This window comes from Fictibacillus sp. Mic-4, from assembly GCF_049843615.1.
Lineage (GTDB): Bacteria > Bacillota > Bacilli > Bacillales > Fictibacillaceae > Fictibacillus_A > Fictibacillus_A gelatini.
The window spans coordinates 41067-66156 of record NZ_JBBHZM010000008.1; the positions used below are offsets into that span (position 1 = coordinate 41067).

At 42.2% G+C, this 25090-nt stretch carries 26 protein-coding genes; 17 read left to right on the plus strand and 9 right to left on the minus strand.

All coding sequences use genetic code 11. From position 1 onward, the window contains the following. Positions 1–15 precede the first annotated feature (15 nt). The 5 genes from lgt to WD019_RS07925 all read left to right on the plus strand — a co-directional run bounded on the left by lgt (position 16) and on the right by WD019_RS07925 (position 3152). The gene (gene lgt / locus WD019_RS07905) at positions 16–840 is read left to right on the plus strand and encodes a prolipoprotein diacylglyceryl transferase (protein ID WP_026678358.1); all 825 of its coding nucleotides are present in this window, start codon (positions 16–18) and stop codon (positions 838–840) included. 18 nt (positions 841–858) lie between these two features. After that, positions 859–1500: a pyrophosphatase PpaX gene (gene ppaX / locus WD019_RS07910; protein WP_026678359.1), complete on the plus strand. Its 642-nt coding sequence runs from the start codon at positions 859–861 to the stop codon at positions 1498–1500. A gap of 1 nt (position 1501) precedes the next feature. After that, positions 1502–2005, plus strand: a complete 504-nt coding sequence (locus WD019_RS07915) for an acyltransferase (protein WP_425711156.1) — start codon at positions 1502–1504, stop codon at positions 2003–2005. A 138-nt stretch (positions 2006–2143) separates the two neighbouring features. Next, on the plus strand, positions 2144–2725 hold the full coding sequence (locus WD019_RS07920) for a hypothetical protein (RefSeq protein WP_425711157.1): 582 nt from the start codon (positions 2144–2146) through the stop codon (positions 2723–2725). Between the two features lie 145 nt (positions 2726–2870). Beyond that, positions 2871–3152, plus strand: coding sequence for a hypothetical protein (locus WD019_RS07925; protein WP_026678362.1), 282 nt, complete (start codon positions 2871–2873; stop codon positions 3150–3152). Between the two features lie 38 nt (positions 3153–3190). Here WD019_RS07925 and WD019_RS07930 read toward each other — a convergent pair whose 3' ends face one another. The 4 genes from WD019_RS07930 to WD019_RS07945 are packed head-to-tail and all read right to left on the minus strand — an operon-like array spanning position 3191 to position 6471. Continuing rightward, entirely contained in the window at positions 3191–3586 is a 396-nt protein-coding gene (locus tag WD019_RS07930; protein WP_425711158.1) for a hypothetical protein, read from the minus strand. A gap of 12 nt (positions 3587–3598) precedes the next feature. Next, positions 3599–4144, minus strand: coding sequence for an NAD(P)H-dependent oxidoreductase (locus WD019_RS07935; RefSeq protein ID WP_026678364.1), 546 nt, complete (start codon positions 4142–4144; stop codon positions 3599–3601). Between the two features lie 14 nt (positions 4145–4158). Continuing rightward, entirely contained in the window at positions 4159–5793 is a 1635-nt protein-coding gene (locus tag WD019_RS07940) for a DHA2 family efflux MFS transporter permease subunit (RefSeq protein ID WP_051291509.1), read from the minus strand. 36 nt (positions 5794–5829) lie between these two features. Beyond that, on the minus strand, positions 5830–6471 hold the full coding sequence (locus tag WD019_RS07945) for an efflux RND transporter periplasmic adaptor subunit (protein WP_026678366.1): 642 nt from the start codon (positions 6469–6471) through the stop codon (positions 5830–5832). Positions 6472–6646: 175 nt separating this feature from the next. Here WD019_RS07945 and WD019_RS07950 point away from each other — a divergent pair, with 175 nt between their 5' ends. Further along, on the plus strand, positions 6647–7117 hold the full coding sequence (locus WD019_RS07950) for a MarR family winged helix-turn-helix transcriptional regulator (protein ID WP_026678367.1): 471 nt from the start codon (positions 6647–6649) through the stop codon (positions 7115–7117). A 36-nt stretch (positions 7118–7153) separates the two neighbouring features. Here WD019_RS07950 and WD019_RS07955 read toward each other — a convergent pair whose 3' ends face one another. Both WD019_RS07955 and WD019_RS07960 read right to left on the minus strand, forming a co-directional pair. After that, positions 7154–9166 carry an LTA synthase family protein gene (locus WD019_RS07955; RefSeq protein ID WP_425711159.1) on the minus strand — a complete coding sequence of 671 codons (2013 nt, stop codon included), beginning with the start codon at positions 9164–9166 and terminating at the stop codon, positions 7154–7156. Positions 9167–9437: 271 nt separating this feature from the next. After that, the gene (locus WD019_RS07960) at positions 9438–9875 is read right to left on the minus strand and encodes a hypothetical protein (RefSeq protein ID WP_026678368.1); all 438 of its coding nucleotides are present in this window, start codon (positions 9873–9875) and stop codon (positions 9438–9440) included. A 121-nt stretch (positions 9876–9996) separates the two neighbouring features. Here WD019_RS07960 and recQ point away from each other — a divergent pair, with 121 nt between their 5' ends. Next, entirely contained in the window at positions 9997–12132 is a 2136-nt protein-coding gene (gene recQ, locus WD019_RS07965) for a DNA helicase RecQ (protein ID WP_425711160.1), read from the plus strand. Positions 12133–12163: 31 nt separating this feature from the next. On the opposite strand, the gene WD019_RS07970 is transcribed toward recQ, so the two are convergent. After that, positions 12164–12610 carry an acyl-CoA thioesterase gene (locus WD019_RS07970; RefSeq protein ID WP_425711161.1) on the minus strand — a complete coding sequence of 149 codons (447 nt, stop codon included), beginning with the start codon at positions 12608–12610 and terminating at the stop codon, positions 12164–12166. 257 nt (positions 12611–12867) lie between these two features. Between WD019_RS07970 and treP the strand changes: the two genes are divergently transcribed. The 6 genes from treP to WD019_RS08000 all read left to right on the plus strand — a co-directional run bounded on the left by treP (position 12868) and on the right by WD019_RS08000 (position 18961). Beyond that, positions 12868–14322, plus strand: coding sequence for a PTS system trehalose-specific EIIBC component (gene treP, locus WD019_RS07975; protein ID WP_425711162.1), 1455 nt, complete (start codon positions 12868–12870; stop codon positions 14320–14322). Positions 14323–14346: 24 nt separating this feature from the next. Next, positions 14347–16029, plus strand: coding sequence for an alpha,alpha-phosphotrehalase (gene treC / locus WD019_RS07980; protein WP_425711163.1), 1683 nt, complete (start codon positions 14347–14349; stop codon positions 16027–16029). 23 nt (positions 16030–16052) lie between these two features. Further along, complete coding sequence (gene treR / locus WD019_RS07985) at positions 16053–16769, plus strand: trehalose operon repressor (RefSeq protein WP_425711164.1); 717 nt, start codon at positions 16053–16055, stop codon at positions 16767–16769. Positions 16770–16915: 146 nt separating this feature from the next. Continuing rightward, entirely contained in the window at positions 16916–17740 is an 825-nt protein-coding gene (gene pheA, locus WD019_RS07990) for a prephenate dehydratase (protein ID WP_425711165.1), read from the plus strand. 398 nt (positions 17741–18138) lie between these two features. After that, on the plus strand, positions 18139–18267 hold the full coding sequence (locus WD019_RS07995; protein WP_425711166.1) for a hypothetical protein: 129 nt from the start codon (positions 18139–18141) through the stop codon (positions 18265–18267). 40 nt (positions 18268–18307) lie between these two features. After that, entirely contained in the window at positions 18308–18961 is a 654-nt protein-coding gene (locus WD019_RS08000; protein WP_425711167.1) for a DUF6612 family protein, read from the plus strand. 57 nt (positions 18962–19018) lie between these two features. Here the strand turns inward: WD019_RS08000 and WD019_RS08005 are convergent, their stop codons facing one another. Together WD019_RS08005 and cax are read right to left on the minus strand one after the other, a co-directional pair. Continuing rightward, a complete protein-coding gene (locus tag WD019_RS08005; protein WP_425711168.1) occupies positions 19019–20023 on the minus strand; it encodes a redoxin domain-containing protein in 1005 nt (334 codons plus the stop codon). Between the two features lie 104 nt (positions 20024–20127). Then, a complete protein-coding gene (cax, locus tag WD019_RS08010) occupies positions 20128–21189 on the minus strand; it encodes a calcium/proton exchanger (RefSeq protein ID WP_026678375.1) in 1062 nt (353 codons plus the stop codon). Positions 21190–21401: 212 nt separating this feature from the next. Here cax and WD019_RS08015 point away from each other — a divergent pair, with 212 nt between their 5' ends. Genes WD019_RS08015 through hisB form a run of 4 tightly spaced genes read left to right on the plus strand, consistent with a single transcriptional unit; the run spans position 21402 to position 25088 of the window. Next, complete coding sequence (locus WD019_RS08015) at positions 21402–22589, plus strand: ATP phosphoribosyltransferase regulatory subunit (RefSeq protein WP_425711192.1); 1188 nt, start codon at positions 21402–21404, stop codon at positions 22587–22589. Continuing rightward, on the plus strand, positions 22582–23250 hold the full coding sequence (hisG, locus tag WD019_RS08020; RefSeq protein ID WP_425711169.1) for an ATP phosphoribosyltransferase: 669 nt from the start codon (positions 22582–22584) through the stop codon (positions 23248–23250). The genes WD019_RS08015 and hisG overlap by 8 nt, the downstream gene beginning before the upstream one ends. Continuing rightward, on the plus strand, positions 23225–24505 hold the full coding sequence (gene hisD / locus WD019_RS08025; RefSeq protein WP_425711170.1) for a histidinol dehydrogenase: 1281 nt from the start codon (positions 23225–23227) through the stop codon (positions 24503–24505). The genes hisG and hisD overlap by 26 nt, the downstream gene beginning before the upstream one ends. Then, positions 24498–25088: an imidazoleglycerol-phosphate dehydratase HisB gene (gene hisB / locus WD019_RS08030; RefSeq protein ID WP_026678379.1), complete on the plus strand. Its 591-nt coding sequence runs from the start codon at positions 24498–24500 to the stop codon at positions 25086–25088. The genes hisD and hisB overlap by 8 nt, the downstream gene beginning before the upstream one ends. Positions 25089–25090 lie beyond the last annotated feature (2 nt).

Here is a 25090-nt window from a genome sequence, read left to right on the forward strand (position 1 = left end):
AGGACGTGATAAAAGATGTTATATACGATTCAGCCGCTTAATCGGGTCGCCCTGGAACTTGGGCCGATAACGGTTTATTGGTATGGTGTGATTATTGGGTGCGGCGCATTGCTAGGTTTATGGATCGCTTTAAGAGAAGCAGGACGGAGAGGATTTCCGAAAGAAGCATTTGTCGACCTTGTCATGTGGGCTGTCCCTATTTCGATTATATGTGCGAGAATCTATTATGTGGCGTTTGAGTGGAATGATTACTTCAAAACCCATCCGAGCCACATCATTAAAATTTGGGAAGGCGGCATCGCCATTCATGGAGCCCTGATCGGTGCGGTGCTCACAACGATAATTTTTACAAGAGTCCGCAACTTGCCCTTTTGGAAAATGGTAGACATTGCTGCGCCGAGCCTGATCCTCGGGCAGGCGATCGGACGATGGGGGAACTTCATGAACCAGGAGGCCCATGGCCGCGCTGTATCGCGGGCTTTCCTTGAAAACTTGCATCTTCCTGAATTTATTATCAATCAGATGTACATTAACGGGACATACTACCATCCGACGTTTTTATATGAGTCGCTCTGGGATATTGCCGGGTTTATCATCCTTATTTTGCTTCGAAAGGTGAACCTTCGCCGTGGAGAACTATTTTTAAGCTATCTCATCTGGTACTCTATCGGCCGCTATTTCGTCGAAGGGCTGCGGACGGATAGTCTCATGCTGACGAGCCATCTTCGCATCGCGCAAGTCATTTCAATTGCACTTATTATTATTTCAGTGATGATTATCATCTATCGCCGGAAAACAGGCCTTGCAGACCAACATTACCTCGATCAAGATGAATCATAACGGAAAGGAAACAGCTTTATGAAAATTGACACTTTACTATTTGATTTAGACGGAACACTGATAAACACCAATGAATTGATTATTTCTTCCTTTTTACACACATTAAATCAATACTTCCCTGATCAATATAATCGTGAGAAAGTGCTCCCTTTTATTGGTCCGCCACTTATCGAATCTTTTGAAACAGTTGATAAGGAACGGGCTGAAGAATTGGTAAAAACATACCGGGAATACAATCTGGCTCACCATGATGAACTTGTGACCGAATATGAAGGAGTTTATGAAACGATTGAGAAGCTCCATCAAAAGGGGTATAAGTTAGGCATTGTCACAACGAAAATGCGCCATACCGTTAATATGGGATTAAAGCTCACAGGTTTGGACCAGTTTTTTGAGTGCATTGTACCGCTTGATGATGTAAAGCGAGCAAAACCCGACCCGGAACCCATTGAACGGGCCCTTGCGATTCTTGATTCCGTACCGGAAAAAACGATAATGGTTGGAGACAATAAGCATGATATTTTAGCTGGTAAAAATGCCGGAACGAAAACGGCCGGTGTCGCCTGGTCGATTAAAGGCCGTGCCTATCTTGAAGAATTCCAGCCGGATTATATGCTCGAGAATATGAGTGATATACTTGCGATTGTAGAGGGGAACTAATGTGCGAAAGACAGAGCGTTATCCTGTAAAAGGAAAAAACTCGTTATATCAAGTATATGCCACCGTCCCATTTTGGAAGGTGGCTAAAAATTTCATCGCCATTCAAATCGCGCGTTATACGCCGTTCCTTCCACTAAAAAACTGGATTTACCGTACGTTTTTACGAATGAAGGTGGGAGAGGGGACGGCTGTCGCGCTCATGGTCATGATGGATATTATGTTTCCTGAGCGGATATCGATCGGAAGAAATTCAATCATTGGCTATAATACTACAATCCTTGCTCATGAATACTTAATTCGCGAATATCGGCTCGGAGATGTCATCATTGGAGATGACGTCATGATTGGAGCCAACAGCACCATTTTGCCGGGTGTTACCATCGGAGACGGCGCAATTATTTCAGCAGGGACGCTTGTCCATAAAGATGTGCCTGCGGGTGCGTTTGTTGGAGGAAATCCAATGCGCATGATTTATACGAAAGAAGAACGGGAGCGACGCGAATAAGAAAGGCGAAGAGCCGGGTTAAATAGCGACTTTTAAAAAAACGTTGAAATTTGTCGTGCTATTCAAATTTACGTTTTCGCCTATAAAGCGTTATACTAAATGAAAAAGCATTTTTTCGGTAAGCAAGGGGGAAGAGTCATGAAAAGAAAGTCCTTTTCGATCTTTTTTATAAAGGATACGTTTAGTATTGGCCATCTAATGGAAGAAAGCTTATTCCAGCACCAAAAATCAAACGAAGAACAAACAAATGCAAAGCGATCAGTGGAGCGTGAAGCTTACCGATTTCGTACGACACTGTCCAAAATGAAAGGACACTTCTTTATTAAATACTATGAATTTCATGATTCAACAGCAAAAATTGCGTTCTATGGGGATTTTGCGTCGTATTACAGGGAAACTCCTTACACCTATCTCAAAAAAGAGGACTATTTGCATTATTTAGGTACCGAAGAAGCTGTACATAAACTGCTCCTTGATTCCACCATTTATTTACTGAAAGAACTCCCGTTTTTAAATGAACTAATAATTGAAGTGCCAAACCATGGGAAAAAATACAGCATCCATCTGACGAGAAGAGAAGTAGACCAATTTCTGAATTGTCATCTATCTGATAAAAAAGACGGACACCATACCCGCCATTATTTCTTATGCAAAGAGCCGGACATCAAGAAATTTGTTGCGGAATTTGTGAAAGTAAAAAAACTGCGAAAAAGGCTTTGAAAAAAGAAGCTGTTCCAAAACCTTTGAACTAAAGGGGAAAACAGCAGCTTAGCCAAACCATCAAATAGTTTGAAAGAAAGAGGAATAGATTCATAGTTTCCGGGTCATACTTGAAGTAAGAACTTTTCTAAAAGGAGCGGAAACAATGGATCTACATGAATATGCGGTGATGAATGTCGTCATTGCTTTTAAAGAACAAGATATTACAATTATTGATGAAGAGTTGATGAAAATCGCGCATTATGTAGCTGATGATTTTATCATTCATGATTGGGACTTTTCGTTATTGCCGGAACTGAGGGTTGATGTTATGCCCGGCATCATTCACGTCGAAGCACGGGCGTATGACTGGCAATTTGACTTAAATGGAAATTACGTTGGAAGTGGCATGTTTAAAGAGGTTACGGTACAATTCGTAACGTCTTAAAGAAGAAATAAGAGCTTGAGTGCCAGGCACTCAAGCTCTTATTTCTTTTCTTGATTATTTTTCATCGAAAGCAATGCTTTTCTATAATCTTCATCCTGCATTTTTTGCTTGTCAGGCTTCTCTTTGAGTTTACCTTGTTCGCCACGAAGTTGGAATTGTTGCAGTGCTCTGCGATATTCCTGATCATTGATCTTGTCTTTTGAATCTTGAATTGGATTTGATTCCTGAACGGTTGCCGTGGAAACGCCGTTTGTTTCCAATTGAGCTTCAGTTCCTTCTTCTTCCGGGGTTTCTTCTATGACATCAGTCGTTGCCGCTTGTTTCGGTTCTTGCGCATCCTTTTTCTCAGGAGTGCCAAAAACACGGGCATTCATTACAATAAGTGTGATAATAATGATAACAGCAACGACAAAGAATAAGCCGATGATTAACATATGTTTATGCCCCTACCCTTTTTCTGTAAATTGTCGGGTGATAGAAGAAACACGTTCGCCTAAAGCTCTTCCTAATGCTAAACCGTTCTCTGAAATTTGATTTTCCGCGGGGTCGTCAGGATTTCCTACCGGGAATGTCACCCCAACCCCATAATATGAACCGTAAAGGGCATTTTCAGGAATGTTGCCTGGCAGGCCAACAACGATCATTCCTTGATGGAGCATCGGCGTTATCAAATTTAGCATGGTCGCTTCAATTCCGCCATGTTCCGTCGCAGTCGTACAAAAAACGGCACCAATTTTATTTATTAATTTTCCTTGAGCCCATAAGTAACCGAGCTTATCGATCCACGCTTTTAAGCCCGAGCTGATCGTTCCAAAATGGCCGGGGCACCCCCAAATAATGGCATCCATTTCAGCGAGATCATACACATTGGCTTCATTTACATGATGAAGGAACACTTCAGCTCCTTCAACTCGATTGGCGCCTTCTTTAATCGCTTTTGCCAATTGTTCAGTATGTCCTCCTTCTGAGTCGTAGACGATATAAATTTTCATTGAAATAAACCCTCCTAAAATGATTTTACGTCCTGCCCGTGTTTTGGAGCCGGGAGTAGTAAAATTTCTTTTTCATTCTCCACTGTTTTTTCGCGTTTCACATTTTTGTCTTTACGGACATCACGAAGGAAAAAGCTTAATAGTAATCCAACAATCGTTAATCCTGTTGCCCAATAGAAAGCATCATTAATTCCGTTAACCGTTGATTGCAGACTCACCTGGCCGGTAAAAAGGGAGACGGCCATTTGTTTAGCCTGTTCTAATGGCAAGTGCATCGTCTCTGCCACTTTTTGAACAAAAGATTGAAACGATGCGGCAAAAAACGGATCTCCTGTATTAGCATGCTCACTTATAGAAGACATATGAAAGGTTGTGCGATTGGTAAAAATGGTTGTCATTAAACTTGTGCCAATGGATCCTCCGACTTGCCGCAATGTATTCGACATTGCCGTTCCATGGCTGTTTAGTTCTCTCGGCAGCTGGTTCATCCCCGCCGTCATTATTGTCATCATTAAAAACGACATGCCGAATGAACGGATCATATACAGGATAAGAATATGGCTGTATGACGTTTCTACTGTAAGCTGAGTAAATTCATACGTTGTAACAGCTGTAATTAACAGCCCGATCACTGCGAGCGGGCGGGGGCCGATTTTATCAAACAGCGCGCCTGAAATCGGCGACATAATTCCCATGATGATTGCCCCTGGAAGCATTAATAAGCCGGATTGAAGTGGGGTGAATCCACGCAAGTTTTGTAAATAAATCGGAAGCAAAAACATTCCGGCATACATAGCAACTGTAATTAAAACACTAATAATGCTAGACATTGAAAACATATCGTATTTAAACACTCTGAAATTCAATAAAGGAGTTTTTGAACGAATTTGTTGAACGACAAAAATCGCAATGAAAATAACTCCAATAATAATTGTGGAAAGAACGATTGGATCGTCCCATCCATCATTTCCCGCTTCACTGCAGCCATAAAGCAATCCGCCGACGCCGATCAGTGAAGTCACAGTGCCGAAAAAATCCAACTTGATTTTTTTCGGCTCGATAATGTTTCGAAGTTTGAAAAAAGCAATGATCAAAACGATTAATCCGAGCGGAACCATTCCGTAAAATAAAATGCGCCATGTGTAATGTTCCACAATCCAGCCGGATAACGTTGGACCGACTGCCGGGGCGAACATCATTGCAAGGCCGAAAATCCCCATCCCTTTACCTCGCATTTGCGGAGGGAAGACGAATAAAATGATCGTCATGACAAGAGGGGAAAGAACCCCGCCGCCAACGGCCTGTATAATCCGGCCGGTCAACATGACAGAAAAGCTCGGCGCAATTCCGCAAATGAATGAACCGACCGTAAAGCAAAACATCGCAACTAAAAATAAAATGCGCACACCGAAACGTTCAATTAAAAAAGCGGACAGCGGAATTAAAACACCGTTAACGAGCATGTAGGCGGTCAACAGCCACTGCGCCGTATTTGTCGTGACGCCGAATTCCGTAATTAAATGCGGGATTGCCACATTTAGCAGCGTCTGGTTCAAGATCGCTAAAAACAATCCGAGCATCAATACAATGAGAAGCGGAATGTGCTGTCCTATCCCATTGCTGTTTTCCCCTGAATTACTGGATGCCATCAAACTTCAACTCCTTTCTGCTAATCGTTAACGTCTTTATTTTGAAATCTTAACTTCTGCATTCATTCCTGGAAGAACATCTTCAGAATAATTGCTGATTGAAATTTTTACAGGAATTTTTTGCGTTACTTTTGTATAATCACCGCTTGTGTTTTGTTGAGGAAGCAATGAAAATACTGAGTTTGTGGCATAACCAATTTGTTCTACTTTACCTTTTAACGTCGTGTCGGAATTTTCGTCCACTGTTACATCGACATCTGCGCCTACTTCAACATCGCGGATGTCTGTTTCATCAATGTTGGCAACGACAAATAATTTTTTCATGTCCACTACTTGTGCTAAAGGTTGACCTGCTTGAACAAGTTGGCCTTCTTTTGCTTCATCTTTAATGACTGTGCCTTCAATCGGCGTTTTAATGGAAACAGATGATTTTGCTTCAGGGCTATCCACTTTTCCAGTTGTTTCATCTTCGCTGAATTTCGTTCCTTCTTTTGCATCCCAGCTTGTTAGTTTACCTGAAACTGGAGATGCGATTTGAACCATATCCCCTGAAATTTTTGCATCATCGGTTTTAACATAATTGGCTGATTGATTGTAATAATAAACACCCCCGATTACGAGCGCTAACACCACTAAAATACCGATGATGTTGATCGTAAATAATTTTCCTTTGCTCATTTATTCTTTCTCCTTCCATTCTTTTAACTTTATTTACTTTATGGTAAAGTTACTTTACAAGATAATATCTTAATTGAAAAGGGGGATTTTGTCTAGTATAATAGTAATGAAATGTTATAGTAATTTTTTGGATGAAATGTATATTCATTTTAGTTTGTTTAAAAGGAGCCTGGCGATGGTAGAAAGTAAGGATGAGTTGCGAAAACAGCTGGAACGGGTTGATCAAATCACCGAAATGTTCTTTCGTTTTAAAAATAAAGTCATTGCGCAGAAGCATGAAGAATCTTCATATAAAATGACTCCGGCAAAGTATCATATGTTGAAAGTCGTTTATGAAAAAGGAAAATGCATGGTTGTTGACATTTCCCGAAAATTAGAATTAACGTCCGGTGCAACTACCATAAATTTAAACCGATTAGAAGAAGATGGACTGATTGTCCGTTTAAGAGATAAAAATGATCGGCGCATTGTTTGGATCGAGCTTTCGGAAAAAGGAAAGAATTTGATTGAACAGGTGATTAAAAATAGAAATACATTTTGGACAAGGCTTCTTTCTCCATTAACAGAAGAAGAGAAAGAACAATTTGTTTATTTGACGGAGAAAATCACGAATGAACTTCAAAAAATGACAGAAGAAAAATCATAAAAAAAACCCCCGAACAAGGGGGTTTTTTTATGATTTTTAATTTCCGTCAGGCCGGCTGTTTTTCTCTCTTAAATTTGCCGCTTCACCGGGTATTTTAATCGAATCTTCGTTAGTCAATCCTTTTGTTTGATCCGTCGAATAGTCATATTGCGAGCGATCGACAGGTTTAAATCCTTTTGGTTTGTGGAAACGGAGCAGATCGCCGTAAACGACATTGTCTGACAATTCCAGTTCTTTTTTCACCACATTATCATATGGCGCACATGCTTTTTGGTCTTTCACTTTTTCGCCGGTCGGGTTCGCATAACATACACCTTTTACTTGTGTATATTTCGGTGTGACAAAGTCTCCGTTTCTAAACGGAACAATTTCACGGTGTTTGTCAGATAAAAGATCGGAACCGAACGAAATATAGTCTTTCGTATCGACACCTAGTAAGTGAAGCAATGTTGGACGTACATCCACTTCACCGCCGTATTTATGAATGACTTTCCCCTTCACGCCAGGAACGTGAATGAATAGCGGAACACGTTGCAATTGCGCATTCTCATATGGCGTAATCGGTTTGCCCATTACTTTTGCCATCGCATCATTATGGTTTTCGGAAATACCGTAATGGTCACCATACATAACAACGATTGTATGATCATAGAGACCACTTTTCTTTAAGTTTGTAAAGAATTGTTCAAGTGCTTCGTCCATATAGTGAGCCGTTTGGAAATAGTTGTTAACCACGCTATCCCCGAAATTGCCCGCAGGGAAGTCTTGATCTTCCTTATCAAGCGGGAATGGGAAGTGGTTAGATAACCAGATCATTTTTGCATAATATGGCTGTTTTAAACCTTCAAGATAAGGCATCGATTCTTCAACAAACGGTTTATCTTTCAACCCATAGTTCAACGTATTTTTATCACTCATATCATAATATTTCGCATCAAAGAACTTATCGTAGCCGAATGCTTTATACATTCTGTCGCGGTTCCAGAACGATGCATTATTCCCGTGCAGTGCAGCGGAAGTATAACCATATTGTTTTAAAATGGCAGGAGCTGCTTGATACGTATTTTGCGCTTTCGTTGTAAATACGGATCCTTGTGGAAGCGGGAATAATGAATTCTCCATCATAAATTCAGCATCCGATGTTTTTCCTTGCCCGGTTTGATGGAAGAAGTTATCAAAGTAAAATGTATTCTTATCATGCGTTAATTTGTTTAAAAACGGAGTAACTTCTTTTCCATCTAATTTATAGTTAATCATAAAATTTTGCAGGGATTCCATTGAAATATAAATGACGTTCATCCCTTTGCCTTTTCCGAAATATTTCGGGTTGGGCTCTGTATAATTCGCTTTTGTAAAGTTTTCAACATCGGTTAAATCGCTGCTGTCGGCAAATGCCCGCTGCGCCGAAGACATTGAGTTTTGAATAATGTCGTATAGTTGGTAATTATATTGGCCAAGATACTTCACAAGATAATTACGGTCAAATGTACGGGACAACAACTGCGGACGATCCGATTCAGCAAGTCCGAGATTTATAATAAAAATAAAGATGGCAGAAGCAAAAACAATCCATATTGACCGTCTTTTTACATATTCCTGCGGCTTGAGCACTTTACATAATGCAAATACAATTAAAAGAATCGTATCAATAAAATAAAAAATATCGGTTACTTTCATAAGTGACCAGGCGCTTCCGCTCACTTCACCAAAGTTTTGTGTTTGAAACAAAACAGGCAATGTAATGAAATCATCAAAGAACCGATAGTATACAACATTCGCATATAAGACAATGGATAAAATGAGATTAATGACAATCATCGCCCAATAGCGGCCGCGTCCTTTGAAAAACAGGGCAATCGCAAAGAAGAAAAGCGACGAGCTGATTGGATTAATAAAAAGCAAAAATTGTTGCATCGCATTTTTTATTCCGAGACTAAAGTCAACTTGATACGCAATATACGTTTTCAGCCAGAAGACGATGACGACGAAAAAAAAGAGAACAAATTTCTCGTTCAACTGCTCCTGGCATTTCATTAATAACTGCTTCATACAGTTGTTCCTCCTCTATTAGTCATCAATGACTTCAAGGTTTCTTTCCCCATTTACAAAAAAAATAAACTCTCAAATATCGTATGAGAGGGGGTTACATATACCACATTATTGTAACGTGATTCATAGTAAAGTCAAGTTAAAACACTGATTGAAGATGACGCGGAAAATCGTCATAATCCCTGTAATGCCAACGGATTTCGGCACTGTTTTTAAGTTTAATCCAATTTTTGTAAATAAAAGACCCTCGTTGATCAACGAGGGTATCTGGCTAATTTTCCGTAAAGATAAAGGGTTCTTTTAGCTTCTTTCCATTATCTTCCCATGAGATGACGATTTCAACTTCTGTCGCTTTTTTGGAAAGAAAGAAACGACTGTCACCTAAAGCTTGCCCATGCTTAATGGAACGGATGGGCTGTTCCGCAGGTCCAACTAATGATAATTTTTTTCTGGCATCCAACTCATTGCGATGAACCTCAATGGTGACATTTTCGGCATCTTTCCCAATATTTTTAACCGAAAATAGATAAGCATTCGAATGTTTAGCATGATTGGAACGAAGCGGATTATCTTGATGGATTTCCACAACCCACTGGTTTGTATTTTTTGTAATCGGCAAATTGTTGAACGTCAATGCGTATGTAGAACCGCCAAACCCTGAGGCCAGACAAAAAAAGACAATCATTGCGCCTATGATTTTGTGAACCATTAAAATCCCATCCTTCTAATTTTTTATTACTCAATAGGTTGTCCAAAAGGAAGGCTGTTTATTTAAGCGTAAATGAAGTTGTGCTACACTAAAACGAGAGAATGATAAAGAGGAGAATCCAATGTTTGAAAAAGCGTTAAACGTTCTAAAAAGCACGTTTGGTTATGATTCCTTTCGAAAAGGGCAGGAAGATGTGGTCAAACGGCTATTAAATAAACAAGATACGCTTGGAATTATGCCGACAGGAGGCGGGAAATCGATTTGCTATCAAGTGCCGGCATTACTTTTTCCAGGCGTCACACTCGTTATTTCCCCTCTCATTTCCCTTATGAAAGACCAGGTCGATGCGCTTGAGAAAGAAGGGGTGCCGGCGACTTATATTAATAGTACGCTTTCCTCACAGGAAGTCCATGAACGGTTAGAAGGAGCGAGTTACGGCCTATTTAAATTAATTTATATTGCGCCTGAGCGTCTCGGGTCCTTGTCGTTTATTGAATGGCTGAACCGCCTGCCCATTTCACTCATCGCGATTGACGAAGCTCATTGTATTTCACAATGGGGGCACGATTTCAGGCCAAGTTATCTTTTAATTAAAGAGATGATTGAAAAGCTCCGCTCAAAACCTGTTATTGTTGCATTGACAGCGACAGCGACTGAAAAAGTAACAGAAGATATTTGCCACCAATTGCGGATGGACAGCGACCAGGTGGTAACAACCGGATTTGCCCGCGATAATCTTTTTTTTCGTGTCATTAAAGGGCAAGACCGCGATCGTTTCCTTGAATCCTATTTGCAAAAAAATGAAGCGCAATCGGGCATTATTTATGCAGCGACACGAAAAGAAGTAGAACGTCTTCATGCGCTACTGGAGCATAAAGGCTTTAAAGCAGGGAAGTATCACGCCGGGATGACGGAACAAGAGCGGAATCATTTTCAAGATCGGTTTCTCTATGATGATAAAACGATCATGGTAGCCACATCGGCTTTCGGGATGGGCATTAATAAATCGAATGTACGGTATGTCGTTCATTATAACATTCCGAAAAACATTGAATCGTATTATCAGGAAGCCGGACGCGCAGGGCGTGACGGGGAAGAGAGCGAATGCATCCTTCTTTATGTCCCTCAAGATGTTCACATTCAAAAGTTTTTAATTGAGCAGTCGGACATGGAACCGCAAAGAAAAATGCAGGAATATGAGAAGTTGCAGCAAATGATCGGATTTTGCCATACGGAAGGTTGTCTTCAGCAATACATTCTCCATTATTTTGGTGACCGAAAAGAAATCGAATGTGGCCATTGTGGTAACTGTACGGATGAGCGAGAGTCCGTTGATGTAACGAGGGAAGCGCAAATGGTGTTTTCCTGCATTAAAAGAATGAAAGAACGGTTCGGAAAAACATTTATCGCCAAAGTATTGACAGGTTCGTCCGATCAAAAGGTGAAAAACTTTGGATTTGATCAATCGTCCACTTACGGAATTATGAAAGAGCAAACGCAACAGCAAGTATGTGAGCTTATTGATTTTTTGACTGCTGAACAGTATCTTGTCCCGACCGGCGGAAACTACCCTGTGCTGGCCTTAACGAAGAAAGCGGTGCAAGTTCTCCGGGGCGAAGAAAATGTTGTAAAGAAAGAAAGCGTCGAGGCAAAACAATTCGTTGTTCAGGATGCATTATTTGAGCGGCTAAGACAAGTGCGAAAGAGCATTGCGGAAGCTGAACAAGTTCCACCTTTTGTCATTTTCTCCGATGCGACGCTTCGAGAATTAAGTAGTAAACTGCCTGTTACTGAAGAAGAACTGCTTCAAGTAAAGGGAGTGGGTAAGCGCAAAAGCGAGCAATATGGACAGCTTTTTTTGCGGGAAATTGCAGCATACCGTGAGGAAAAAGGAATCACTCTACCTGAGCCGGCAAAACCGGTCGCCTTCCACACAATAAAGAAACGAACAAATGCAAAAGAGAAAAGCCATTATGTTACGTTCGAAATGTATAAGACCGGCAAGCCGCCCGAGGAGATCGCTGCTGAACGGGAACTTTCTGTAATCACTATTCAAAAGCACCTGGAGCTTTGCTCTGAAGAAGGAATGGATGTCAATTGGGATGATTTTATTGATCCAGCATATGAGCCTCTAATCGAAGAGGCAATTGCAAAAGCAGGAGTAGAAAGGCTGAAGCCGATTAAAGAAGAGCTTCCTGAAGAAGTCGATTACTTTATGATCCGGGCGGTTATCCAAAAACAAAAAGGGATGAGGTAACGAAAGGGATGGGCCAATTGCCCATCCCTTTTTAAAGTCCTTCAAATTTTTTGATCGCTTCGCGGATGTTTTCTGGCACCCGTGTGCTTTTTTTCGTTTCCTTATCAACGAGGACAATCGTTCCTGAGCCGGTGGCGACAAGGCGATTTTCTTTTTTTGAAACGATCGCATATTCAATGTCCGCGGACGAATTGCCGAGCCTTGCCACCCTTGCAGCTGCAATAAGTTCCTCGCCAAAAAACGCTTCACTATGATAATGACACCACATGTCCGCAGTGACAACGGTTAAGTTATGATCGAAAATGCCCAGGTTCTGTAAATATTCGGTTCGTGCTTGTTCAAAGTAAATAAAATAACTTGTGTTGTTCACGTGGCCAGACATATCCGTCTCGCAAAAACGTACGTTAATCGTGGTGGAAAATTTGAACTTTTTCAGCCATTCTTCGATATTCGGTTGAATGTATGTTGCTTGCGCCATATAAATTCCCCTTCTCACAAAATAGTTACATTTTCTATTTTATCTGAATTGTTAGAAACAAGCACTTAATTGCTCTATCATCGGCATTTTAAAATAGAGATTGACACACCTGTATATACAAGTTAAACTGAAGACAAACTTGTATATACAAGACTTTTTTCATGCGCAATGAAAACGGTTTCGATAAAAGGGAAAAATCATTCGTTTACAAAATGCGTTGCAGTGATTTTTGTAAACGTTGTCAGGGAGGAAGGAAAATGAGCGTCAGACATTCAGCTGAACAAATTGTTCAGGCTATTGGCGGGAAAGACAATATTTCAGCGGCTACTCATTGTGTCACTAGATTAAGATTTGCCCTAAAAGATGAAAGTAAAGTCGACAAAGAAACGCTTGAACAAATTGACGTCGTAAAAGGATCATTTTCGTCAAATGGCCAGTTCCAGGTAGTCATCGGCCAGGGGCTTGTAAACAAAGTGTATAACGAACTTATAGAAATGACGGAAATGGAAAGATCGTCAAAACAAGAGATTAAAGATGCGGCCGAAAAGAATTTGAATCCTCTCCAACGGGCGGTAAAGACGCTGGCGGACATCTTTATTCCGATTTTGCCGGCAATTGTTACGGCCGGTTTGTTGATGGGGATCAACAATATTTTGGCAGGGAAAGGAATCTTTTATAATAATCAGTCATTCATAGATGTTCACACGGCATGGAAAGATCTTGCTAATATGATCAATTTAATCGCCAACACAGCATTTGTCTTTTTGCCGGGTTTGATCGGCTGGTCCGCTGTTAAAAAATTCGGCGGAAGCCCATTGCTAGGCATTGTACTTGGACTCATGCTTGTCCATCCGGATTTGTTGAATGCATGGAGCTATGGAGAGGCGCTTTCGAAAGGCAATGTTCCTCATTGGAACTTATTTGGCCTGAATGTTGAGAAGATCGGATACCAGGGACAAGTATTGCCGGTGTTGATTGCTTCATATGTATTGGCTAAAATAGAGAGATTTTTAACCCGACGCATCCCGGATGCCTTTCAGCTATTGCTTGTCGCCCCTATTGCGCTGCTCTTAACAGGGTTTTTGTCATTCATTGCGATCGGCCCGGTTACGTTTGCCATCGCTAACGCCATTACTTCAGGATTAGTGGGCATTTTCGATCATTTTGCGGCCTTAGGAGGACTTTTATACGGCGGATTATATGCGCTGTTAGTCGTGACAGGCATGCACCATACCTTTTTGGCTGTAGACCTTCAATTAATCGGAAGTACTGGAGGGACGTTTTTGTGGCCGATGCTCGCACTATCGAATATTGCTCAAGGTTCAGCCGCATTCGCGATGATGGTTGCCACAAAAAATGAAAAATTGAAAGGGTTGTCGCTAACATCCGCCATTTCGGCTTTTTTAGGAATAACTGAACCAGCGATGTTTGGTGTGAATTTGCGGTTTAAGTATCCGTTCATATCCGCAATGATCGGATCGGCGATAGCAGGTGTGATTTTATCGGTCGGACGGGTGAAAGCTTCGTCTATCGGTGTCGGAGGGCTCCCGGGGTTTCTGTCCATTTTCCCAAATCAATGGGGAGTGTTCTTTATCGGCATGGCCATTGTCCTTATCGTCCCGTTCATTCTGACTGTCTTCATCGCAAAAGTGAAAAAAGATAAAGGTGTAAAAGAAAATACAGATGAAACGGTTGTAAAAGCAACGAATTAAAAATAGTAGGTGGTGTCATGAGAAGTGGAACCTTGGTGGAAAAGAGCCGTCGTTTATCAGATCTATCCGAAAAGTTTTAACGATACGACGGGAAGCGGCACAGGAGACATTCAGGGGATCATAGAAAAACTGGATTATTTAAAAGAATTGGGCATTGACGTTATTTGGCTGACGCCAATTTATCAATCTCCGCAAAATGATAATGGCTATGATATTAGCGATTACTACAACATTCATGAAGAATTTGGGACGATGGAAGACTTCGAACGGCTTTTGAATGAAGTTCACATGCGCGGCATGAAATTGATCATGGATATCGTCGTCAATCACACATCGACCGAACATCCGTGGTTTAAAGAGGCAAGCCAGTCAAGGCAAAGTCCTTATCGTGAATTTTATATATGGAAAGATGGGAAGGATGGAGGCGAACCGAATAACTGGCAATCAAAATTCGGCGGCGCGGCGTGGGAATATGACGAAACGACCGGGCAGTATTATTTGCATTTGTTTGATGTTACCCAGGCGGATTTAAATTGGGAAAATGAAGACGTCCGCAAAAATGTGTATGCCATGATGAACTTTTGGCTTGAGAAAGGCGTAGACGGCTTTCGGCTTGACGTGATCAATTTAATTTCCAAAGATCAAAGCTTCCCGGATGATGACGGTACAAAACCTCCTGGAGATGGAAGGAAATTTTATACGGATGGTCCGAGAGTCCATGAGTTTTTAAACGAAATGAACGAGAACGTATTTTCAAAGTTTGATTGCATGACGGTCGGAGAAATGTCTTCAACGTCCATTGATCATTGCATTAAGTATACAAATCCTGAGCGGAAAGAATTAAGCATGACGTTCAACTTCCACCACTTGAAAGTTGACTATCCGAATGGAGAGAAATGGTCTGTTGCGGACTTCGATTTTCTTGAATTGAAACGGATTCTGTCCAACTGGCAGGTCAACATGCATGAAGGCGGCGGCTGGAACGCCCTTTTCTGGTGTAACCATGACCAGCCAAGAATTGTTTCAAGGTATGGGAATGATCGGGAGTTTCGTAATCGTTCGGCGAAAATGCTCGCGACAACGCTCCATTTTATGCAAGGGACCCCTTATATTTATCAGGGGGAAGAAATCGGAATGACCGACCCGAAATTTGATTCGATCAACGATTATCGTGATGTGGAGTCCATTAACTTTTACAGAACGAAGAAAAAAGAAGGAATGGATGATACTTCCATCATTGAAATATTGAAGCAAAAATCGCGGGATAATTCGCGGACGCCAATGCAATGGAATGCTAGCCGCCATGCCGGATTTACAGAAGGCGACCCGTGGATTCCGGTCGCTTCCAACTTTAAAGAAATCAATGTCGAAAACGCGTTAAAAGATAAAGATTCGGTATTTTATCACTACCAAAAATTGATAAAGCTCCGGAAAGAATACGATATTATTACGTTTGGCAATTATCAGCTCATTTTAGAAAATCATGAAAGCATATTTGCCTATATGAGAAGCTATCAAAAAGAAAAATTGTTGGTCATTAATAATTTTTATGGAAGAAAGACAGAGTTTGTCTTGCCAGACAGTTTGGATTTAGATGATTATGTTAGCGAGATCTTGCTTTCGAATTACAATGATTCTCCAGCTGAATTCAAGCGTATCACGCTACGTCCTTACGAGTCGATTGTATATTATCTGGCCAAACAGTGATATGATAATCTTGGTGATCTTGGATGAAAAATAACAAATTTGTTGCGATCTATCAGGACATTGCCGACCAAATTCAAAGCGGCGCCATTAAACCAGGAACGAAGCTACTTTCTGAACATGAGCTTGGAGAAAAGTATGACGCTTCTAGAGAAACGATCCGGAAAGCATTAAATTTACTGTCTCAAAATGGGTACATTCAAAAGGTCCGTGGCAAAGGATCCATAGTATTAGACGTAAGCAAACTTAATTTTCCTGTTTCCGGCCTGGTCAGTTTTAAAGAGCTCGCCGGGAAAATGGGAAAAAAATCGCGAACGATCGTTGAGGAACTCCATCTTATAAAACCTGATGACTACTTAAGAGCACAGTTAAACGCGACAACGAAAGATGAGATATGGAAAGTCGTCCGGGTCAGGGAAATTGATGGCGAAAAAATCATTTTAGATAAAGATTTTTTTAACAGAAGGTGGGTTCCTTCTTTAACAAAGGAGATTTGTGAAGACTCCATTTATGAATATCTTGAAAACGAGTTAGGGATTCAGATTAGCTTCGCCAAAAAAGAAATCATCGTGGAAGAACCGACGGAAGAAGACAAAAAACACCTCGACTTAGAGGGGTTCCACAATGTAGTCATCGTCAAAAACCATGTTTATTTAGACGATGCCAGCATCTTTCAATATACGGAATCCCGGCATCGGCCGGATAAGTTTCGTTTTGTCGATTTTGCAAGAAGAAGTTTATAGGGCGTCAAACATCCAACCTTATGAATCGGGTTGGATGTTTTTATGTTCAAAAGTGAACAAATCCATGATATACTTCTTCACAATAGTCATTTTATTCAAACGGCGAGGATGGAAAACGCACCAGACTAAGAAGGAGAGTACAGCAGATGAAAGTTGCTTATTTAGGACCAAAAGGAACATTTTCGGAGGAAGCCGCCCATCGATATTTTACAGAAGATTTGGTTGAATGGCATATGAGTGATTCGGTTTTGGACGTGATGGAGGCGGTTTGTGAGGGGACCGTTGATAAAGGAATTGTCCCGATCGAAAATTCCATTGAAGGCACGATTACAATGACCGTAGATGGTCTTTTAACATATGATTTGTTGATTGAAGGAGAAGTGGTACTGCCTGTCGCACTTCATTTATTGACGAACGAAGGAGCGGTTCTTCGTGATCTTCAGGAAGTGTGGTCGATACCGCCAGCTTTAGCCCAATGCAGAAACTATACGAGAAAGCTCGGGGTGAAGTACAGGCAGTTTGACAGTACGGCATCAGCCGCAGAAGCGGTTAAACATTCAGGGAAGACAGATGTTGCGGCCGTCGCCTCGGAATGGGCCGCGAAAGCCTTTGGATTAGATGTGCTTGAAAGAAACATCCAGGACAATTCTGTCAATCATACGCGTTTCGTCATTGTCTCGAAAAACCTTAACGCCCAGGAGGCTAACGGCAAAACGATGCTGCTAGTGACGCCTAAAGAAGAGCAAGTTGGTGTACTCTCAACTATATTAAACGTATTTTCCGCGCTCAGCATTAATTTAACCTGGATTGAATCCCGGCCGACAAAGAAAAAATTAGGCACGTACCAGTTTTTCTTAGAAGCGGAAGCAGGTGTAACGGGTCGATCGCTGAACAAGGCGATAACGATTTTACAAACACTCGAACACGACGTCCGCATACTAGGAAGCTTCACAACAACAAGACTAAACTAAAAGCCCTGTCCAACTAAGGCAGGGCTTTTAGCCGCTGATTTTCTTCTCATAAAGGGAATTTATTAATTCCCTATACGAAGTAAATAATTGGAATCGGCTATTCGCCGATTCCGGCTCATCTAACCTCTAACTTCGGACCTTCATACAATTGGCGAAGCAAATTTGTTCCAATAGGACGTTTGGCTCATTTTTAGCAAAAGGGGGGTACTAGAAAAAGATAGTACTATTTAATTTGATTTTTCTATGTTATCTTATCTAAGTAAATGATCTGATCAGATGTTTTTGAAAACCACTTCTGGAAATAATGTTTAGAATTTGCAAATTCAAGTTTCAATTTTTATGCACAAGGGTATTTATGAACTGTCAAAAGCAGTTAAATAAAAGTTTTGGAGGTTAACATGTTAAAAAGAGCTGTAATTGCAGGGGTTTTTTCGATGGGGTTAATTTTGTCCGGATGCGGGCAAAAAGCAGAACAATCTTCAGGTGGAGCGAAGGAGCAAAAAGTAACGGCTGAAACAAGTTCTTGAGAAAACGACAAAGGCCTCAGCGAACATTAAAAACTATGAAATGGACGCTGATATGAACGTTGAGATGAACGCAGAAGGGCATACGATGAAAATGCCGACGAAAATTAATGCCCAAATGACAACGGAGCCATTATTAGTTCATCAAAAGATGGATACAGAAGACAAAGGCCAACCGGTAAGTGTAGAAATGTACATTACGAAAGATGAAGCATATATGAATCAAGGCGGACAATGGATCAAAATGCCAAATCAGGGACCCATGGATTTATCAAAAGCGACTGAGAACATGAGTCCGGCGAAAAAAATGGAGCAAATGAAGAAATTTGTGAAAGATTTATCGGTGAAGGACAAAGGAGATACGTATGAATTAAAGATGTCCGGTAAAGGTGATGAAATTAAAGAATTTGCAAAAGAAATGATGGCGCAAAATATGAACCCGCAATCGGCACAGGCCATCGAACAATCTTTAAATAACATGAAAATTAGCGATTTAAAGTACACGCTTACGATCGACAAAAAGACAAATTATCCAAAACAGCTTTTACTTGACATGAACATGGAGATTAAAGAAGGCAGCCATACAGCGGAAATGAAGTTGCATATGGATAGCACAATGAGCAAATTTAATGAAGTAAAAGATCTTGCCATCCCCGAAAATGTAAAAAAAGCGGCAAAAGAAGTGAAGACGCAATAAAAAGGAACGGACTGATCCGTTCTTTTTTATTGCTATAATCCAGGAGTGAATGGCGGATTAATCAAGAAAACTTTTCATCGTTTCGTAGCTCATCGGTCCGATATATTTATGTTTGATCTTTCCTTTTTGATCAATAACGTAGGTTGTTGGGATCGTAAACGCTTTATACATTTCACCGACACGTCCGTTTTTGTCAAGCAGCACAGGAAAGGTTATTCCATTTTCTTTTGCAAAATCGGCCGCGTTTTGTGTGGAATCACTAGACGTTAAGTTCACCGCGACAATTTCCACCTTTTTGCCTCCGTAATTTTTATAAAAGCGTTCCATCTCCGGCATTTCGGCGCGGCACGGTCCGCACCATGACGCCCATAAATTGAGAAATACCGTTTTCCCTTTAAAGTCAGACAATGTAACCTTTTTCCCTTGCAACGTAGTTAATGTGAAATCTGGTGCGAGATTCCCCTGCCCGATCCCAGTAGTGGCAATGGCTACAGGCGGCTTTTCATGCGCTCCGGCAAAACGATCCACAATCGGGTAAATAAAAGCAAGAACGAGCACGCTCGCAATAAGTGCGGAAAAGTTGTACAGCTTTTTTGTAAATAAAAAAGCGGTGATTGCCAAAAATGAGAAGGCAAGCAAAAGATGGTTCACCGATAAATGGAGAAAATAGGACATCAATTCATAAAAGAAGAAAAAGCTCAATCCCCATGTAAGAGCCCCGTAAAGGAGCGGAATCGCTTCAAGACGATACCGTTTTACAAAATAAAAGCAATAACAGGCGCTAACGAGTCCCCCGAAAATTAGTCCGATGCTGCCACCATGAAAATAAAGAATGGTAATGGGGGAATGAATAGAAACAAGCGGATGGATCAATATGTAGCTTAGCTTCCATGTTAAAACGCCAATCATCGCCCCATTCAGCAAAAGGTTAAGAATCGTTTTCGCATCCCTGTGCCGGATAAGGCGGAAATACATCACGCAAAAGGAAAAAGCGGCACTAAATGCGATCATGACCCAGCTCCATTTGACATTCAAGAAACCGAAATGAAAATATTCATCCACTTTTCTCGCTCCTTTCATATAATCCTTTGTACTAACTTATCGTGTAACGTCCATTATATTCGTAAAAAGAAAAGCCATCTTTTTTATAAGATGACTTTCGCATGCTACAGTAAATAAAATCCAACACCCATAATGACATAGGCCGCAAGCAATGTCAGTCCTTCAAACCAATTGGTATCCCCGTCATTGATAAGCGCGTTTGTCAAGAAGACAGCAAGCACCATCGCAACGAGTTCAGGCAGGGAAAAGACGAGCGACATATGATCGGCAAAGGCAGTTGAGACTAAAACGAGCACAGGAGCGACAAACATAGCGATTTGCAGCGTCGATCCGACCGCAATTTCAACAGCGACACCAATTTTGTTTTTATAGGCCATTATGATCGCAGAAGCATGTTCCGCCGCATTCCCGACGATGGCGACAATGATCACCCCGATGAATACTTCACTCCAGCCAAGCGTTTTCCCGACTTCAGAAAAGGTATGGACAAGCTTTTCAGAGACAAAGGCAACAGCGACGGTCGCGAGCGCCAGGATAAGGAGCGCTTTCCCCTTTGACCATTCAGCTGTTTCTTCCTCTTCGTGTACTTGCGCTTCAGCATCGTTGCTGTAGATGCCGCGATGGGTCACTAATTTAAAGAAAAGTGCGGCAAGATAAAGAATAATCATGATAATCGATACCCAGACACTGAGCGTAAACGATTCGCCCTTTTCAAGTTTGAGCGAAAAGACCTCAGGAAAAATAAAGGAAACAACAATGGCGAAAATCAATAAACCGGCATTGTGCCTGGCATCATGAATATTAAACCGTTGCCGTTTATATTTCAGTCCGCCAACGAAAAAGGAAAGCCCGCCTACTAAAAGCAAGTTTCCAACGACAGAACCGGTAAGCGAAGCCAAAACGACGGAAATCAGTCCAGCTTTCAAAGAGAAAATTGAAATGATCAACTCAACGGCATTCCCAAACGTCGCATTAAGTAATCCGCCGATTCGAGGGCCGGCGACAATCGCAAGACTTTCGGTCGCTCTTCCCATATAGGAAGCGAGTGCGACGATCGTAAGACAGTAAATGACGAACATGAGGACGGCCGACCAGTGCATAAGACTCCCGATAATTGACAGCGGCAGTCCGATGACAATGGCAATAAAAAAGATTTTGTTTACCAACAACATTCTTCCTTTCTATGTATCCTATTCTTACTTTACCCAAAAACAGACTCTCTAACGTATTTTACTGTTTAATTTTGGGATGGACAAGATAAAATCGTCCAAAATTGCGTTGAAACTGTTGACGAAATGGCAAAAGGCATGTAGACTAATCTTTATTATATTTTACTATATTAGCATATTAGCAAACTAAAGGATGCGAAGGTGTGAACATGTCAAAACCGTTTGTTTTTGAAAAGCCAATCGGCATGCGGGATACGCTGCCGCCATTATATGAAACAAGACGAAACTTGCGCGAACGGATGATGAACGAAATTCGCCTCTGGGGTTATGAACTTATTCAAACACCGACATTGGAATATTATGACACAGTCGGCGAGAAGTCGGCGATTTTAGATCGGCAATTGTTTAAATTGTTAGATATGGACGGACAAACACTCGTGCTCAGGCCGGATATGACAGCTCCGATCGCAAGAGTCATCTCTTCGACAATGAAACAAATCCCTTATCCGATTCGGCTTGCCTATCATTCCTCCGTATTTCGCGCCCAGCAGCGTGAAGGGGGGCGTCCGGCTGAATTCGAACAAGTCGGCGTCGAATTGATCGGAGACGGAACGACGAGTGCGGATGCCGAAGTCATTGCGCTTATGATATCGGCGTTAAAAGAAGCGGGGCTGACAGATTTTAAAATCGCAATTGGACATATTGGCGTGATCGATGAATTGTTCAAAGCTTCGCTGCGACAGGAAGATGAAAGAAAAGAGCTTCGCCGCTATTTATATGAAAAAAATTATGTTGGCTACCTTCAATTGATAAGAAAACTCACTTTAAGAGCGGACGATTCAAATCGTTTAAAAGAACTCCTGCACCTCAGGGGGAATCGTGAAGTATTGCAAAAGGCAGAACAAATTGTCTCTACGGAAAGAGGGCAAAAAGCGCTTAAAGAACTCGGGCACCTGCTTGACGTGCTCGACGTGCATGGGGTAAAGGACTATATTACATTCGACTTTACCTTAATCAGTCATATGCATTATTACACGGGCATTGTATTTGAAGGATATATGAGCGGTTTCGGGTTTCCGATCGCAAGCGGCGGACGTTATGACCAATTGCTTAAGGAGTTCGGCCGCAGCGGGGATGCGATTGGATTCGGCGTCCATTTAGATGATTTGACGGAAGCGCTAAATGTAATACAAGACGATCAAGTCGAAGTGTGCATCATTTACAGTAAAGAGAAGCGAAACCAGGCAATCAAGATGGCTGAAGAAAAGCGGAAAGAAGGCAAGAAGACCGTTTTGCAAGAATTCTCAAGCATTGGGAATGTTGAACGCTTTGCGAGCCGTTTTCAACATGTCATATATGTCGTAGGAGAAAAAGGAGGGGGGGATACTCATGGTTGACTGGTTGACAGTGGCGATGCCAAAAGGACGCATTTTTCATGAAGCAGTAGAATTGCTTAGAAAAGCAGATTATCCGCTTCCTCCCGAATTCGAAGATTCGAGAAAATTGATCATTGAAATCGAAGAGGCGAAGATGCGGTTTATTTTAGCAAAGCCGATGGATGTGCCGACTTATGTCGAGCATGGAGTAGCGGATATCGGGATCGCCGGAAAAGATGTCATGCTGGAAGAAGAACGTGTTGTCTATGAAGTTCTCGATTTGAACATTAGTGAGTGCCATCTTGCCGTTGCCGGCCTGGCAGGTGCAGAAAAGAAATCATTTGCGCCAAAAATCGCGACGAAATATCCGAACGTCGCCGCCAAATATTTTCGCGAACAAGGGGAGCAGGTGGAAATTATCCATTTAAATGGCTCGATCGAACTTGCTCCGATGATTGGGCTTGCCGATCGAATTGTCGACATCGTTTCAACGGGACGGACGCTAAAAGAAAACGGATTGGTCGAACTACAAAACATTATGACGATTACATCAAGGCTTATCGTAAATCCGGCAAGCTACCGGATGAAGGCGGAAATGATTGATGAGCTTGTTGAGCGGCTGAAAAACGTCGTTGCATGGAAGGGGGAAGCAACCGGTGAAGATTTCTCGCTTAACCGATAGTCTATTGTTAAAACGCGATATCGATACAAATACGGCAAAAGAAAGAGAAGCCGTTCTTCATATTCTTGATCAAGTGAAAAAGCAAGGGGATGCGGCACTGTATGAATTGACGGAGAAATTTGACGGTGTTCGTTTGGATGATTTGCTCGTCAGCCAGGAGGAGATTCGCCTGGCCTATGAAGAGATCGATCCTTCTCTCATCGAATGCATTAAAGAAGCGGCAGCCAATATACGATTTTATCATGAGCAGCAAAAACGTCAATCATGGTTTATTACGAAAGAAGATGGAACGCTTCTCGGGCAAAAAGTGACCCCTCTTGATTCAGTAGGCGTTTATGTGCCCGGAGGAACAGCGGCTTATCCGTCATCCGTATTAATGGGCGTCATACCGGCAGTAGTGGCGGGTGTGACGAACATCGCTTTAACGACGCCCCCCGGGAACGATGGGCGTGTATCCGCCGGCGTGATCGTTGCTGCAGTTGAGAGCGGCGCAACATCGATTTATAAAGTGGGCGGCGCACAGGCGGTCGCGGCACTCGCTTTTGGCACGGAAAGCATTAAAGCCGTTGACAAAATTGTCGGTCCCGGAAACATCTATGTGGCATTAGCTAAACGGGAAGTGTTCGGGACAGTCGATATTGATATGATCGCGGGGCCAAGCGAAATCGCGGTCCTTGCCGATAGCAGCGCTAACCCCGTCTATGTTGCGGCAGACTTGCTTTCACAGGCGGAACACGATCCACGCGCCGCTAGCGTCCTTGTGACAACTTCGGAAAAATTGGCGAAAGAAGTGGCGGAAGAAGTCGAACGCCAGCTTTCTACGTTGCCGCGTAAGGACATTGCACGCCAGGCGATTGAAAACTATGGGGCCATTTATATTGCTGAAACATTGGAAGAAGGCATCAGCGCGATTAACGATATTGCGCCGGAGCATCTTGAAATTATGACAGAAGAGCCGCATGAAGTGCTTGGTGCGATTAAGCATGCCGGCGCCATTTTTCTGGGCAAGTATAGCTCGGAGCCGGTCGGCGATTATTTTGCCGGAAGCAACCACGTCTTGCCGACGAGCGGCACGGCCCGTTTTTCAAGCCCGCTTTCTGTTGATGATTACGTGAAGAAATCAAGCGTCATCGGTTACAGCAGACAAGCGTTAATGGAAAATGGGAAAAAAATTACGGCGCTTGCGCGATTAGAAGGACTGGAAGCCCACGCGCGGGCCATTGATGTAAGGCTTGGAGGGAACGTTGATGAGTAACCGCACGTATTCACTGGAACGAAATACGAAAGAAACGCAAATCGCCCTTACGTTTTCCGTTGATGGGGATGGAAAAGGCGAAATTGACACGCCAGTTCCGTTTTTGAATCATATGCTGGACGCGTTCTCCCGCCATGGCTTATTTGATTTGACCGTCAAAGCGGCGGGCGATACGGAAATTGATGACCACCATACGACAGAAGACGTCGGCATCTGTCTCGGACAGGCCATTCTTCACGCGCTCGGCGACAAAAAAGGAATCAAGCGCTACGGAAACGGTTTTGTCCCGATGGATGAGACGCTCGCGCAAGTCGCCATCGATTTAAGCAACCGCCCTCACCTGGAATTTCGGGCGGAGTTTCCATCACCAAAAGTCGGAACATTCGATACCGAATTAGTGCACGAATTTTTTTGGAAACTGGCGCTTGAAGCACGGATGAATTTGCATGTGATCGTTCATTACGGCAGAAACACACACCATATGATTGAAGCGATTTTCAAGGCGTTTGCCAGAGCATTGGATGAAGCAACGATGATTGATCCTCGCGTAAAAGGGGTTCCTTCGACGAAAGGGATGTTATAACT